Raw genomic sequence first — 13,094 nt, forward strand, 5'->3', positions numbered from 1 at the left:
CACCGACTAGATCGATTAAGTCGGACGCTAACAGTCTGTTTCGGACAAGGCGAGGGTCGTGACGCATCGGTGATCGGTCGCACGACGCAAGCAATGCGGAACTTCCGCGCAGCGCCGGACGGTTCAGGACCTGCGGCGCGCCCGCCGCCGTACCGGCAGATGCAGCAGGTCCGCGCCCAGCACCATCGGTCCGCCGAAGTCGGCCCGGCGTGCGCTGTCGCGGAGCAGGCGGCGCCAGGTCGCGTCGGAGACCACGGTCTGCTGTCCCGGGCCGAGGTGGGTCGCGACCAGTGTTCCCGCGTCCGACTCGGCGGCGATCCGGCCCAGTTGGGCCACGTCCGTGTGGGTCGAGGTGATGTGGTCGATCAGTGCCTGGGGCAGTCCGAGACTCGCGAGACCCGCCGGGTAGACGGCCTCGTGGACCAGGACGTCCGCGTGCGCCGCGAGCCTGATGATGTTCGGGGTCGGTGCCGTGTCGCCGGAGAAGACGACGCTGCCGTGGTCCGTGTCGAAGCGGTACGCGTAGGCGGGGAACACCGCGCCGTGCGGGACCAGGACGGCGGTGACCTTCACGTCGTCGTTCTCCATGACCGTGAACGGCGCCATGGCCGGCGCGGAGTCCGTCGCCGAGGCGCCGACGCCCGACGGCGGAAGTACGTCGTGGACGTTGAGCATGGTCGCCGGGTCGATGCCCGCGTGCTCGGTCATGAAGAAGGTCGGTGAGGCCGCGTACGCCTGACCGGCCAGCCTCGTCATCTCGACGGTGCCCGGCACGGGACCCGGAGCGCCGGCGACGGTCGAGGCGATACCGGCCGGACCGGGGCCGTAGACCTCGATCGGTTTCTGGAAGCCCTGCGCACCCGAGGCGCCCGCCGACAGCAGCGGGAACGAGTAGTAGTCGACGATGTGGTCGGCGTGCAGGTGGGTCAGGAAGATCCCGGCGAGCGCCGGCATCGACAGACCGGCGCGCAGGTACTGGGTCACCGCTCCTCGTCCGCAGTCGACGACATACGTTCTGCCGTTCACGGTCAGCGCCGACGAGATGCCGTAGCGGGTCGCCAGGGGCGGCGGCCCGCCGTTGGTGCCGAGCAGCGTCACGGACAGACCTGTTCCGGAGGACGCGGATCCGGTGTTCGTCGCCGCCGCGGCCGGCTCGGCGCCGAGCAGTGGTACGGCGGCAGCGGCGGCGGATGCGGCCATCGCGCCCAGCATCGTCCGGCGGGACGTCGGTTCACCCAGGGGTTCGCACATGAAGAGACAGCTCCTTCGCGGCTCGATTCGCGTTGCCACAGTGGCCACATCCGGCATGGCTGTCCATCAATCGGCCGAAAATATGAGCTATCAGCGCGAACTATAAGATTGCGCGCCGAGCACATGTCAGCGGATGCGGTCAGCAGCCGATCGTGGGAATCGGGTTCTCCGCGAACCACTTGGCGAGGAACTCCAGGAAGACCGTGACCTTGCGCTGGGTGCCCGGCCCGGGCCCGTGGATCGCGTAGAGCGGCCGGTCGGGTGCCGCCAGTTCGGGCAACTGGACCTGCAGGGCCCCGGAGACGAGATCGTCGTAGGCGGACCGCTGTGGGAGCAGGGCGACGCCGCGTCCGTGCACGGCCGCCTTCTGCAGGGCGATGTACGAGTTGGACGAGAACGCCACGTTGCGGATCTTGTGCAGCGTGGAGGTGGGGCCGTGCCCGATGCGCCAGACGGGGTCGTTGACGTGCACCAGGCAGTCATGGGCGGCCAGGTCGTTCGGGTGCGTCAGGGGTCCGTGTTCGTCGATGTACGTTTTCGACGCACACAGGACGAAGGGCAGCGAGGCGATCTTCTTCAGCCGGACGTTGGAGTCCCGGAGGTCCCGGGTGTGGAACGCCAGGTCGAAACCGCCGTCCAGGAAGTCGTACGTACGGTCGGACACGCCTCCCAGCTCGAACCGGATCTGGATCTTCGGGTGGGCGGCGGAGAACGCGGCGATGGCGTCCCCGAGGTCCAGGCTCCCTATCCACTTCGGGCAGATGATGCTGAGCATGCCCTCCGCCCTGTCGTGCAGATCCGCGATGCTGGAGTCCTCGGCGTCGATCTCCTTCACGATGCGGGCGGCGAACTCGGCGTAGCGCAGGCCCGGTTCGGTCAGGCTCACCGAGCGGGACGTGCGGTTGACGAGCCGGACGCCGACCTGGCGCTCCAGCTCGGCGACATGGCGCGACACGAGTGATCCCGACGACCCGAGCGCTTTGGCCGCTCCGTTGAAGCTGCCGAGGTCGGCGACGATGACGAAACTGCGCATGAGAAGCAGACGGTCCATGGCGGTCCTCCGGTCGTCCACGGCGCCGGTGTCCCTCCGGGCCGCGTCGGACATGGGGCGGTGCAGTTGGGCGGAGCCATCTCGCAGGTGGCGAACCTGGAGGGCGGACGACGGCAGAGCGGAAGACCGTCAGGGTCACATCGGTCGACACACTTACCTTTACTATATCGATCTAGCGACCGTAACAGAACCCCCTCGCGACCGCGAGGCCTGCTCTGGAAAACCCGGTTCGGCACAGCGCCGGCCTGCAGGCTTCGGCCGAAGCGGGAAGTCGCCCAAGCCTGCCCGGCCTGTTCGTGCTCGGCCCACTACTTGCGCATGCGGGGAGACCGCGGTCCGTGCGCGGCTCGCAAACTTAACTTGTTGCCGATGCGCTTCCGCGTGCCTGCCGACGTGCACACACTTTCGGCCATTGACGGGAATGGGGCGCGAACTGGGCCTTTGTGGCAGGCAGGGGTTGACGGCGCAGTTCGTGATCACCGCACGGCACTCCGTTCGGACGCGGAGGAATGGGCCGTCGAAGGGCTCGGCGTCATCGTGGCGTCGAGCCGGGAATCTTCGACCGGCGAACCCGAGCCACGGCCCGCTTCCCGGTCCGGCTCAGGTGTGAGGTGCCGCCGCGGCGCGAGCCGCGGATCAGGGCCTGAACGCGCTCCTCTCATATCTTTCTCCGCCCGCGCAGTGACGGTGGGCGATCCCACACACCACCAGCGTCCACTCAAGGAAGTACGGACGCTCGGCCATGGAGGCATAAGCAATGACGCTTATCAGAAAGAAGTGGCTGGCCTCGTGCACGGCTGTGCTCGCCGCGTCGGCGATGCTGGCAGGCTGCGGCAGCTCCGACTCCGGCTCCGGTTCCGGCTCCACCACGTCGGGCAAGGACAGTTCCGCATCGGGGCTTGCCACGGCCGAGGCGAAGGTGGCGGCCCTGCAGGCCGTCGCCAAGACCTACCCCGTCCCCACCGCGAGTGTGCCGGGCGTGGACAAGTTCAAGGGCCGCAAGGTCTTCTACGTCCCGATCGTCCAGCAGGTCCCCGCCTTCGTCGCCACGGCCGGGTCGACGAAGCAGGCGCTGTCCAAGGCCGGCCTCTCGCAGCAGGTGTGCGACGGCAAGGCCCAGCCGACCGCGATCGCCTCCTGCGTCCAGCAGGCGATCACCGCGGACGCGGCCGGGATCATCCTGGACGCGATCCCCTACGGCATGGCGCAGAACGCCCTCGACGCCGCGAAGGCCAAGGGCATCCCGATCGTCATCGCGGACCAGAACCCCCCGGCCGGAGTCGAGAACAGCAACCAGGTGAGCTATGTGCCGGGTGCGAGTTCTCAGCCCACCGCCATGGCCTGGTGGATCATCGCCGACTCCAAGGGCAAGGCCAATCTGATCATCGCGCAGAATGCCGACAGCCCCACAGCGCTCAAGATGGTGGCCGACTCGCTGCCGATCTACAAGAAGTACTGCCCGGGCTGCAAGGTCACGGTCAAGCAGATCACCGCCTCGACGCCGGCCCTGCTGGCCTCGAAGGCGAGTTCCAACGTCCTGAGCAACCCGAGTGCCGACTACTACTACACCGAGTTCGAGGACAGCCTCCAGCCCACCCTCCAGGGCGTCCAGCAGTCGGGGCGTTCGTCGAGCATCTCCGTGTCCACAGCGGCCGGTTCGGTGAACGGACTGGGCCTGATCAAGAGCGGTTCGGTCAAGGCCGTCGTGGCCGCGGACCAGCTCTACATGGGCTTCGGCGTGACCGACGAACTCCTGCGCATGATGACCAGGTCCGGGCCCATCGACGAGGCCCAGCCCATACGGCTGTTCACCAAGGAGAACATCGGCAGCATCAAGGTGACGGCCGCGGCCCAGGCCTCGGGTGAGTGGTTCGGCGACGGTTCCTTCCAGGCGGACTTCGCCAAGCTCTGGGGCATCGGGTGACGAACGAGGCGCACACCGCGAGCGCCGGCTCGCGGACCGACCCGCCGGACACGGCACCGCGCCATCGTCTGGAAGTGGCCGAGCTGTCCAAGGCGTTCGGCTCGACCCGGGCGCTTCGCGGGGTCCATCTGCGGATCGCCCCCGGAGAACTGCACGGACTGGTCGGCCAGAACGGCTGCGGGAAGTCCACCCTCGTCAAGATCCTCACGGGTGTGTACGCGCCCGACCCCGGAGCTTCCATCGCGGTGGACGGGCAGCAGTTGGCGCTGCCCGTGCGCCCGATGCAGCAGCGCGAGGCGGGAGTCTCGGTCGTCCACCAGAACAGCGGGCTGGTGGACGACCTGACGGTGTGGGAGAACGTGCGGCTGGGGCACTACCGGGCAGGCCGGCTCTCGCGGCGGATCGACCGCCGCGAGGAGCAGCGGGCGACCGAGCGGGTCCTGGCCCGGCTGGACCGGCCCCTGGAGGTCGGCCGTCAGGTCGGGCAGCTCTCGGCGGAGGACCGGGCCGTGGTCGCCATCGCCCGGGCGGTGCAGGACCACCGCCCGGGGGGTGGGCTGATCGTCTTCGACGAGTCGACACGGGCGCTGGGCAGGTCCGCGCGGGCCCGTTTCTTCGAGCTGGTCCGGTCGCTCGTCGACGAGGGCACCTCGGTCCTGCTGATCTCACACCAGTTGGAAGAGGTCGTCGAAGCGACCGACCGGGTCACGGTGTTGCGCGACGGCGCCGTGGTCGAGGCAGGCCTGCCCACGAGCGAGGTGGACGAGGTCTCGCTCACCCGCCTGATGCTCGGACGTCACCTCGTCACGCACGGGAGGGTCGGGAGCCAGGTCAAGGACGAGGTCGTCGCCTCGGCACGGGGCCTGGCGGTCGGCCCAGTGGCTGGCCTCGACCTCGACATCCGGCGCGGCGAGGTCATCGGCCTGACCGGGCTGATCGGCTCGGGCTTCGTCGAGGTGGCCGAGGCACTGGCGGGGGCACGCCCGGCCGACGCGGGCACGCTGTCGGTGCACGGGCGCGACCTCGCGCTGGACCGCAGACGTGGCTGCACCGAGGAGTTCGTGGACGCGGGGGTCGCGTTCGTACCCGAGCGCCGCCTGGAGGCGGGGGTGGCCGGCGAGCTCTCGGTGGCGGACAACCTGACACTGCCGCGCGTGCGCGCCCGCGGCAGCCGACTGCGGACCGGCGCCGCGTGGCAGGCCGAGGAGACCGCCGCGATGATCGCGAAACTCGACATCCGGCCGCCCCACCCACAAGCGCCGGTCCACACACTGAGCGGCGGCAACCAGCAGAAGGTCCTGCTGGGCAAGTGGCTGGCCGGCGCACCGAACCTGCTGGTGCTGCACGAACCGACACAGGCTGTCGACGTCGGCGCCCGCCACGACATCATCGACGCGATCCGGGAGGCCGCGCGGGACGGCTGCGGAATCGTCCTCGCCTCGATCGACCCCGTCGACCTCGCCGTGCTGTGCGACCGGGTGCTGGTGTTCCGCGACGGCCGGGTCGCCAAGGAGCTGAGCGGCGAACTGGAACAGGACGCCATCGTCCAGGCGGTCTTCGGCGATGACACACAACCTCAAGAAAAGGGGCAGGGAGACTGATGGACGTCACCAGCCGGCAAGACACCGACACACCCCCTGCCGCGCCGAAGGCCGCGCGAACCGGGAAGCTGACATCGGCCTCCGCCCTCGCCGGACATTTCGCCTCGCGTTACTCGGTGATCGGCATCTGGGTGGCCATGATCGCGGTGTACGCCGCCGCGGAGCCGGGGGTGTTCCTGACCAAGGGAACCTTCCAGACCGTCTTCGGCTCCCAACAGGCCCTGGTGTTCCTCACCATGGCCCTGCTGTGCACTGTCTGTGTCGGAGAGTTCGTGGACCTGTCGGTCCCGGCGGTCTTCGGGTTCTCCGCCACGATCCTGCCCGTTCTGGTCGTGGAGCACGGGTGGGGAGTGTGGCCGGCGGCGTTCGTCGCCGTCCTGGGCGCGATCGTGGTCGGCGTGGTCAACGGCCTGCTCGTCGTCGTGGTCGGGGTGAACACCATCGTGGTGACCCTGGGCATGGGCACCTTCCTGGGCGGCATCGCCCTGTGGCTGTCGCACCTCAACACGGTCAGCGGTCTGCCGACCGGGTTCGGCAGGATCGCGTTGTACTCCGTGGGCGGGCTGCCGATCTCGTTCTACTACGGCGTGGTGCTGGTGGCGGGCTTCGCCTATCTGCTGGCGTTCACACCGCTGGGCCGCCACATCCGCTTCGTCGGAGCCAACAGAGAGGTCAGCCGGCTCTCCGGCATCCGCGTCAACCGGATCCGCTTCGGCTCCTTCGTCGCCTCCGGCGCCCTGTGCGGTGTCGGCGCGGTCATCTCCGTCGCGGCTCTGGGCGGCTACAACCCCACTACCTCCGACACCCTGCTGCTGCCGGTCTTCGCCTCGGTCTTCCTCGGCACCGCGATCGTCCTGCCCGGACGCTTCAACCCGGTCGGTACCTTCATCGGCATCTACTTCCTGGCGACCGGCATCCTCGGGCTCCAACTGCTGGGTCTGGAAGCGTGGGTCTCCTCGGTCTTCTACGGAGGTGTCCTGGTGGCAGCGGTCACCATCTCGACCTTGCTGCGCCGCCGCAGTCCATGACCGGCTCGCCGACACCCCGGCCGCGCGAGGCACACCGCCGCCCGACGGTGTGCCTCGCGCACGACAGCTCTGGTGCGTGAGCGGGTCCGTCGCCCCGGACCGGCGCAACGGCGTCGGCCCGAACTCAGCCGCACCTAACATGGCCGTGTGAGGATGACAGCGACTGACCGGCGACAACTCATCACGCGGGCTGCGGGTGAGCTGTTCATCGCGCGCGGCTACGCCGGCGTCTCCATGGAGGACGTCCTGACGGCGGTGGGCGGGTCGAAGGCGACCCTCTACCGCTATTTCACCGACAAGAGCGCCCTGTTCCGCGCATCCGTGGAGGCGCTGTGCGACGAGTGGTCCCAGCCGCTGCACGCGTTCACGCCGGGTGGCGCGAACCTCACCGACACCCTCGTCGCGCTCGGTGAACACTTCGCCGGTCTCGTCCTCACTCCCGAGGCGATCGCCCTGCACCGCCTGGTCACCTCCGAAGCCATGCGCATTCCCGGGCTCGGGGAGGTCTTCGCGGAGCACGGGCCGAACGCGGGCCACGCGGTGCTCGGGCGCTGCCTCCAACAGGCCTGCGACGACGGGCTGATCAAGGTCGAGGACCCGGTGCGAGCGGCGGAACAGCTCTACCAGGCCATGCTCGGCCACGCCCAGATGCGACTGCTGACGGATGCGCCGGTCAAGCTGACCGACGCCGAGGTCAGTGCGTCCATCAACGAGGCGGTACGGGTCTTCCTGCACGGCGTCGCCGTCGACCCGGTCTGACCTTCCCCGCGGAGCCCGCCGTGGCCGGCACATGTCTTGCCCTCGAAGCGTACTGGACCGTACCGTACAGTCGCCCGAGTGTCAGGCGTGAAGGGACGGCCGATGCCGACGACGACGATCCGAGCCGAACATGTGGGAAGCCTGCTGCGCCCCGAGGAGCTGCTGGCGGCGCGCGTCGCACACCGGCGCGGCGCACTCTCCGACAAAGAGCTCTCGGAACTGGAGGACCAGGCGGCGACCGCCGCGGTGAAACTGCAACAGGACGCGGGGATACAGGTCTTCACCGACGGCGAGGTGCGCCGGGACGACTTCATGGCCTCGGTGGTGGAGACGGTCGGCGGGCTGGAGGCCGCCGAGGAGTCGTCGGCCCGTCCGCGCTGGATCCGTGACAGCGACGGCGCCGAACTCGACGGCGACGTCGCGTCGGTGGCCATCGCGGGACCCTTGTACCGGCGGACGCCGCTGTCCCTCGCCGAGGCGCGCTGGCTGTCCGCGAACGCACCCGGGCCGTACAAGATCACCATGGCCAGTCCGACGATGGTGGCGGGCTTCTGGCGGCCGGGGGTGTCGGAGGACGTCTATCCGACCCGACGGGACGCGGTGGCGGCGCTGGCCGACATCTACCGGCAGGACATCGCCGACCTGATCGACGCCGGAGTCTCCTGGCTGCAGCTCGACTCGCTCGCCTACTGGGCCAACATCGACCCCGAAGCCGCGCGGATGCGTCGGGTGACGGACCTGGAGGGGCATCTCTCCCACATCATCGACACGGACAACGGCCTGATCCGGTCCGCCCGTTCGAGGCGCCCCGGCATGACCGTGGCCATGCACTTCTGCCGGGGCAACATGCGCAGCGCCTGGTCCGCGCAGGGCGGCTACGAGCCCATCGCGGAGCGGGTGTTCGGCGAGGTCGAGGTCGACCGCTTCCTGCTGGAGTACGACACGGAGCGTTCCGGTGGGTTCGAGCCGCTGCGCTTCGTGCCGCCCGCCAAGACCGTCGTCCTTGGGCTGGTGTCGTCCAAGGTGGCCGAGCTGGAGTCGGTGGACACGCTGCGCCGGCGCATCGACGAGGCCTCGCAGTATCTGCCTCTGGAGCAGCTCGCCCTCAGTCCGCAGTGCGGGTTCGCCTCGACAAGTCAGGGCAATCTGCTGTCCGTTGACGACCAGCGCCGCAAGCTGGAGCTCGTCGCGGAGACCGCGCGTCTGGTCTGGGGCTGACGGCGGGACACCGCCGCGGGGCCTGGTGTGGCGGGCGGGTACTCGGGTGCCGGGGCGGCGGCGGGGGCCTCAGCACCGCAGCGACCGGGGGCTTCAGGTATCGCAGCAGCCGGGGGCTCGGGCGCCGAGGTGGACGGGGCCTCAGGCGCCGGGTCGGGCGGCGAGCCGTTGGTGCGGCTTCGCGTCGTAGGGCGAACCGTTGGACGCGATGGTCAGCAGTCGCTCGGCCTTCAACTCGGTCTCCTGCCACTCCCGTTCGGGGTCCGAGTCCCAGGTGATGCCGGCTCCGGCGCCGAAGTTCAGGCGTTGTCGGGTCCTGTCGATCCAGAACGTCCTTATGCCGACGGCCAGTTCACCCGTGCCGCGATCGGCGTCGACCCAGCCGATGCCGCCGCAGTACGGCCCACGGGGTGCGGTCTCCAGGGCGGTGATGATGCCGAGGGCGCTCTCCTTCGGAGCGCCCGTGACGGATCCCGGCGGGAAGGTCGCCGCCAGCAGTTCGGGCCATCCTGCTCCGTCGCGCAGTTCGCCGCTCACCTTGGAGACCAGGTGGACGAGCCCGGGATGGCGCTCCACCGCACACAGGTCCGGCACGGTGACGCTGCCGGTGGCGCACACGCGCCCGAGGTCGTTGCGGACCAGATCGACGATCATCACGTTCTCGGCGTAGTCCTTCTCCAGGAGATCCGCCTCGGTGCGGCCGGTGCCTTTGATGGGGCCCGACTCGATCACGCGTCCTTCGCGGCGCAGGAAGAGCTCGGGGGAGGCCGTGGCCACCTCGATTCCGAGGCCCGGCAGCCGGACGAACCCCGCGTACGGCGCGCGGTGGCGCGCCGCCAACCGGTCGGCCAGCGCCTCGATGTCGGCGTCCGCCGTGATCGGCGCCGACAGTACGCGGCAGAGGTTGGCCTGGTACACCTCACCGCGCGCGATGTGCTCGCGGATCCGCCGTACGCCCTGCATGTAGGCGTCGCGATCCAGCGACGTGGCCCACTGACCGGGAGCGGGCCCGTCCCATCGGGCCCTGCGGACGAGGTGCTGCGCGGCGGGTCGTACGTCCCGGAAGCGGGCGCAGGTCAGGCGCCCTTCGAAGTCGGCCACGACGGCCCAGAAGCCCTCGGAGTCGAGCGCGGCGGGGTCATCGGTGACGTCGGTCAGGCCGGTCGCCACCCGGTCACCGAGCCGGGCCAGCGGCGGGAGTCGCATCATGTCCGGCACCTTTCCTGAGCACGGTCCGACAGCGCGGGTACGCAGCAGCGCCCTGGGCGCCGACCGCCCAACTCGCTTATGCGGGCACGGTCTTGGGCACGGTGTTCCACTCGGCCGCGCGGAGGGTGTTGACCATCAGCATGGCGATGGTCATCGGGCCCACCCCGCCCGGTACGGGGGTGATGCGGCTGGCGATGCCGTCGAGTTCGGCGGCGCGGACGTCACCGGTCAGGCCTTCGGGGGTGCGGTGGATGCCGACGTCGATGACGGTGGCACCGGGCTTGACGTGCTCGGGTCCGACAAGACCCCGGACTCCGGTGGCGACGACGACGATGTCCGCGGGGCGGGTGACGGCTGCCAGGTCGGCGGTGAACTCGTTGGCGACCGTCACCGTGGCACCGCGCCGCAACAGCAACTGGGTCAGGGGGCGGCCGACGAGTTCGCCCCAGCCGACGACGGCGACGCGTGCACCCCTGAGTTCGATGCCCTCGCTGTCGAGGAGTTCGATGACGCCGCTCGGTGTGCAGGGGCGCAGCCCTCGTTCGCCGCGGGCCAGCCGGCCCGCGCTCGCCGTGGTCAGACCGTCGACGTCCTTGGCCGCGGGAATCCGGTCGATCAGGGGCGCGGCGTCGAGGTGGGCGGGCAGCGGCAGTTGGAGCAGGATTCCGGAGACGGCCGGCGTGACCGCCAACTCGTCGATGGCCGCGGCGACTTCGTCCCCGGAAGCGTGCCCGGAGAGGTGTCGGTGGAAGTCGCGCATACCGGCCTCGCGGATGGCGCGGCGTTTGGCGGCGACGTAGACGGCGCTGGCCGGGTCGTCGCCGACCAGGATGGTCGCCAGGCCGGGCACCCGTCCCGAGGCCGCGGTCTCGGCGACCCGTTCGGCGACCCGGGCCCGGATGTCACGGGCGATCCGGGCACCGTCGATGGTGGTTGTCATGATGGCGAACCGCTTTCTGCTGGTGAACGTCTCACTCGTCGCAGCGGACTGTGTACCGAGGTCGCGGCCGACCGACCACGGGCGTACGGAACAGGAACAGGAACCAGAACCGGACGACGGTGAGCGGCTCGGCGGGAGTGCGTGCGGGATACGTGCCGGCCCGCCGCGTCCACCGCCCCGGGTGACCCGACGCGCGACAGGACCAACTGCCCCTGTTCCGGGCCCGTTTCCCTGTCGGGGCGGGCAGGACGACAGGGGGTTCAGGCGAAGACGATGGTGTGCTTGCCGTTGCGGATGACGCGGTCCTCGGCGTGCCAGAGCACCGCGCGGGAGAGGACGGCGCGTTCCACGTCGGCGCCGCGACGGGTGAGGTCGCCGGCGCTGTGGGCGTGGCTGACGCGCACGACGTCCTGCTCGATGATCGGGCCCTCGTCGAGGTCCTCGGTGACGTAGTGGGCGGTGGCGCCGACCAGCTTCACACCGCGCTCCTTGGCCTTGGCGTAGGGACCGGCACCGATGAAGGCGGGCAGGAAGGAGTGGTGGATGTTGATGATCGGTACGCCGACCCGCTCGATGAAGTCGCCGGAGAGGATCTGCATGTAGCGGGCGAGGACGACGAAGTCGACGTTGTCCTTGAGCAGCCGCAGGTGCTCGGCCTCGGCGGCCGACTTGTCCGCTCCCATGGAGGGGACGTGGAAGAAGGGGATGCCGAACGACCGCACATCCTCGGCCGTGTCGGGGTGATTGGAGATCACCATGGCGATACTGACGGGGAGTTGACCCTGCCGGTGGCGCCAGAGCAGGTCGAGCAGGCAGTGGTCGGACTTGGAGGCGAAGATCGCCACCCGTTTCGGCACGGACAGGTCGCGCAGGGTGTAGCTGAGGCCGTACGGCTTCACCAGTTCCTTGTCGAAGTCGGCGCGCAGGCTGGGCAGTTCGGCCCGCAGACCGTCCAGTCCGAAGACGGTGCGCTGGAAGAAGGCGCCGCCCTGCGGGTTGTCGGAGTACTGGTCGAGGGACACGATGTTGGCGCCGTGCCGGCCGAGGACCGAGGTCACGGCCGCGACGATGCCGGTGGCGTCGGCGCCCTGGACGATCAGCGACGCCTGGTGCCCGGCTCCCCCGGTCTTCTTGGCGATGCCGGTGGGCGCGGCCTGCGTGACGGTCATACGAGGTTGTCCTTCCTGAACTGGGCGATCCACTCGGACGTGGCCCGCAGGCCGCCGAAGGTGTAGAAGTGGATCTTTATGTCTCCGTGGCGGGCCGGGTCGTAGCCGTCCGCGAGTGCGCGCAGGAACTTGTCCGGGCCCGCGGTGCCCATCAGGTTGGTGATGGACAGGCCGTACTTCTTGGCGATGGAGGCGCTGGTGCCGACGCCGAACCGGGCGGCGTACGACATCAGGCGTCGCACACCGGCCGGTCCGGGCACGCCGATCCGGACGGGGAGCGTGATGCCCTCGGCGCGGACCTTCTCCAGCCAGGCCAGGACGGGGTCCACGTCGAAGCCGAACTGGGTGATGACGCTGCCGTCGAGTTCCTGCTCGGCAATGGACGCGTTCTTCTCGCGCAGCGCGGACCACAGCGCGTCCCCGGCGATGTCCGGGTGGCCCTCCGGGTAGCCGCTGATGCTGACGTGCCGGACGCCGTACTCCCGTAGCAGTCCCGTCTCGATGAGGGCGAGCGAGTCCTCGTAGGGGCCCTCGGGGCGGGTGGGATCGCCGCCGACGGTGAAGACGTTGGCGCACGTGCCGTCGGCCCTCAGGCCGGCGAGGAACTCCTCGAAATCGGCCTGCGAACCGAGGCGCCGGGCGGAGATGTGCGGCACCGGCACGAAGCCGAGGCGCTTCACCGCCCGGGACGCCTCCAGGCGCATGGCGAGGTTCTCGTTGCCGAGGAAGGTGACGTTGATGCGGGTGCCCTGCGGGATGGAGTGCCGGGCCTCCTCCAGCTTCGGGACGTCCTTGCCTGTCATCTCCAGGGAGAAGTCCTCCAGCAGCGATGTGCTCACCGCCGCCGAGGCTGTGCTGAGGGGGTTCATCGTGCTCCTTGTCGATAGGGAAGGGGGCCTCGGGGCGCGCGGCCCGACCGGTGGCGGGGTGAGGCTCTCGGCCCC

11 protein-coding genes are annotated in these 13,094 nt (G+C 69.8%); 5 read left to right on the plus strand and 6 right to left on the minus strand.

What is annotated here, in order from left to right:
• Positions 1-123 precede the first annotated feature (123 nt).
• Together OG223_RS06545 and OG223_RS06550 are read right to left on the minus strand one after the other, a co-directional pair.
• Complete coding sequence (locus OG223_RS06545) at positions 124-1,251, minus strand: MBL fold metallo-hydrolase (RefSeq protein WP_329243707.1); 1,128 nt, start codon at positions 1,249-1,251, stop codon at positions 124-126.
• 139 nt (positions 1,252-1,390) lie between these two features.
• Positions 1,391-2,302, minus strand: coding sequence for a LysR family transcriptional regulator (locus OG223_RS06550; protein ID WP_329243709.1), 912 nt, complete (start codon positions 2,300-2,302; stop codon positions 1,391-1,393).
• Between the two features lie 757 nt (positions 2,303-3,059).
• Here OG223_RS06550 and OG223_RS06555 point away from each other — a divergent pair.
• The 5 genes from OG223_RS06555 (at position 3,060) to OG223_RS06575 (ending at position 8,832) form a co-directional block, all read left to right on the plus strand.
• Complete coding sequence (locus tag OG223_RS06555; protein WP_329243711.1) at positions 3,060-4,226, plus strand: sugar ABC transporter substrate-binding protein; 1,167 nt, start codon at positions 3,060-3,062, stop codon at positions 4,224-4,226.
• Complete coding sequence (locus OG223_RS06560) at positions 4,223-5,827, plus strand: sugar ABC transporter ATP-binding protein (protein ID WP_329243713.1); 1,605 nt, start codon at positions 4,223-4,225, stop codon at positions 5,825-5,827. Before OG223_RS06555 ends, OG223_RS06560 begins: the two co-directional genes overlap by 4 nt.
• Positions 5,827-6,855: an ABC transporter permease gene (locus OG223_RS06565; protein WP_329243716.1), complete on the plus strand. Its 1,029-nt coding sequence runs from the start codon at positions 5,827-5,829 to the stop codon at positions 6,853-6,855. The genes OG223_RS06560 and OG223_RS06565 overlap by 1 nt, the downstream gene beginning before the upstream one ends.
• Before the next feature lie 153 nt (positions 6,856-7,008).
• Positions 7,009-7,614, plus strand: coding sequence for a TetR/AcrR family transcriptional regulator (locus OG223_RS06570; RefSeq protein WP_329243718.1), 606 nt, complete (start codon positions 7,009-7,011; stop codon positions 7,612-7,614).
• Between the two features lie 102 nt (positions 7,615-7,716).
• The gene (locus OG223_RS06575; protein WP_329243720.1) at positions 7,717-8,832 is read left to right on the plus strand and encodes a cobalamin-independent methionine synthase II family protein; all 1,116 of its coding nucleotides are present in this window, start codon (positions 7,717-7,719) and stop codon (positions 8,830-8,832) included.
• 141 nt (positions 8,833-8,973) lie between these two features.
• Here the strand turns inward: OG223_RS06575 and OG223_RS06580 are convergent, their stop codons facing one another.
• From OG223_RS06580 to OG223_RS06595, 4 genes are all read right to left on the minus strand, one after another.
• A complete protein-coding gene (locus OG223_RS06580) occupies positions 8,974-10,041 on the minus strand; it encodes a chorismate-binding protein (protein WP_329243722.1) in 1,068 nt (355 codons plus the stop codon).
• Positions 10,042-10,117: 76 nt separating this feature from the next.
• On the minus strand, positions 10,118-10,981 hold the full coding sequence (locus OG223_RS06585) for a bifunctional 5,10-methylenetetrahydrofolate dehydrogenase/5,10-methenyltetrahydrofolate cyclohydrolase (RefSeq protein WP_329243725.1): 864 nt from the start codon (positions 10,979-10,981) through the stop codon (positions 10,118-10,120).
• A gap of 260 nt (positions 10,982-11,241) precedes the next feature.
• Positions 11,242-12,150, minus strand: coding sequence for a formyltetrahydrofolate deformylase (gene purU / locus OG223_RS06590; protein ID WP_329243729.1), 909 nt, complete (start codon positions 12,148-12,150; stop codon positions 11,242-11,244).
• On the minus strand, positions 12,147-13,019 hold the full coding sequence (locus OG223_RS06595; RefSeq protein WP_329243732.1) for a methylenetetrahydrofolate reductase: 873 nt from the start codon (positions 13,017-13,019) through the stop codon (positions 12,147-12,149). The genes purU and OG223_RS06595 overlap by 4 nt, the downstream gene beginning before the upstream one ends.
• Positions 13,020-13,094 lie beyond the last annotated feature (75 nt).

Source organism: Streptomyces sp. NBC_01478, from assembly GCF_036227225.1.
Classification (GTDB): Bacteria; Actinomycetota; Actinomycetes; order Streptomycetales; family Streptomycetaceae; genus Streptomyces.

Coding starts and splice junctions, on each gene's coding strand:
- OG223_RS06575 (WP_329243720.1), top strand. CDS start 7,717: ATGCCGACGACGACGATCCGAGCCGAACATGTGGGAAGCCTGCTGCGC.
- purU (WP_329243729.1), bottom strand. CDS start 12,150: ATGACCGTCACGCAGGCCGCGCCCACCGGCATCGCCAAGAAGACCGGG.
- OG223_RS06565 (WP_329243716.1), top strand. CDS start 5,827: ATGGACGTCACCAGCCGGCAAGACACCGACACACCCCCTGCCGCGCCG.
- OG223_RS06550 (WP_329243709.1), bottom strand. CDS start 2,302: ATGGACCGTCTGCTTCTCATGCGCAGTTTCGTCATCGTCGCCGACCTC.
- OG223_RS06595 (WP_329243732.1), bottom strand. CDS start 13,019: ATGAACCCCCTCAGCACAGCCTCGGCGGCGGTGAGCACATCGCTGCTG.
- OG223_RS06585 (WP_329243725.1), bottom strand. CDS start 10,981: ATGACAACCACCATCGACGGTGCCCGGATCGCCCGTGACATCCGGGCC.
- OG223_RS06580 (WP_329243722.1), bottom strand. CDS start 10,041: ATGATGCGACTCCCGCCGCTGGCCCGGCTCGGTGACCGGGTGGCGACC.
- OG223_RS06570 (WP_329243718.1), top strand. CDS start 7,009: ATGACAGCGACTGACCGGCGACAACTCATCACGCGGGCTGCGGGTGAG.
- OG223_RS06545 (WP_329243707.1), bottom strand. CDS start 1,251: ATGTGCGAACCCCTGGGTGAACCGACGTCCCGCCGGACGATGCTGGGC.
- OG223_RS06555 (WP_329243711.1), top strand. CDS start 3,060: ATGACGCTTATCAGAAAGAAGTGGCTGGCCTCGTGCACGGCTGTGCTC.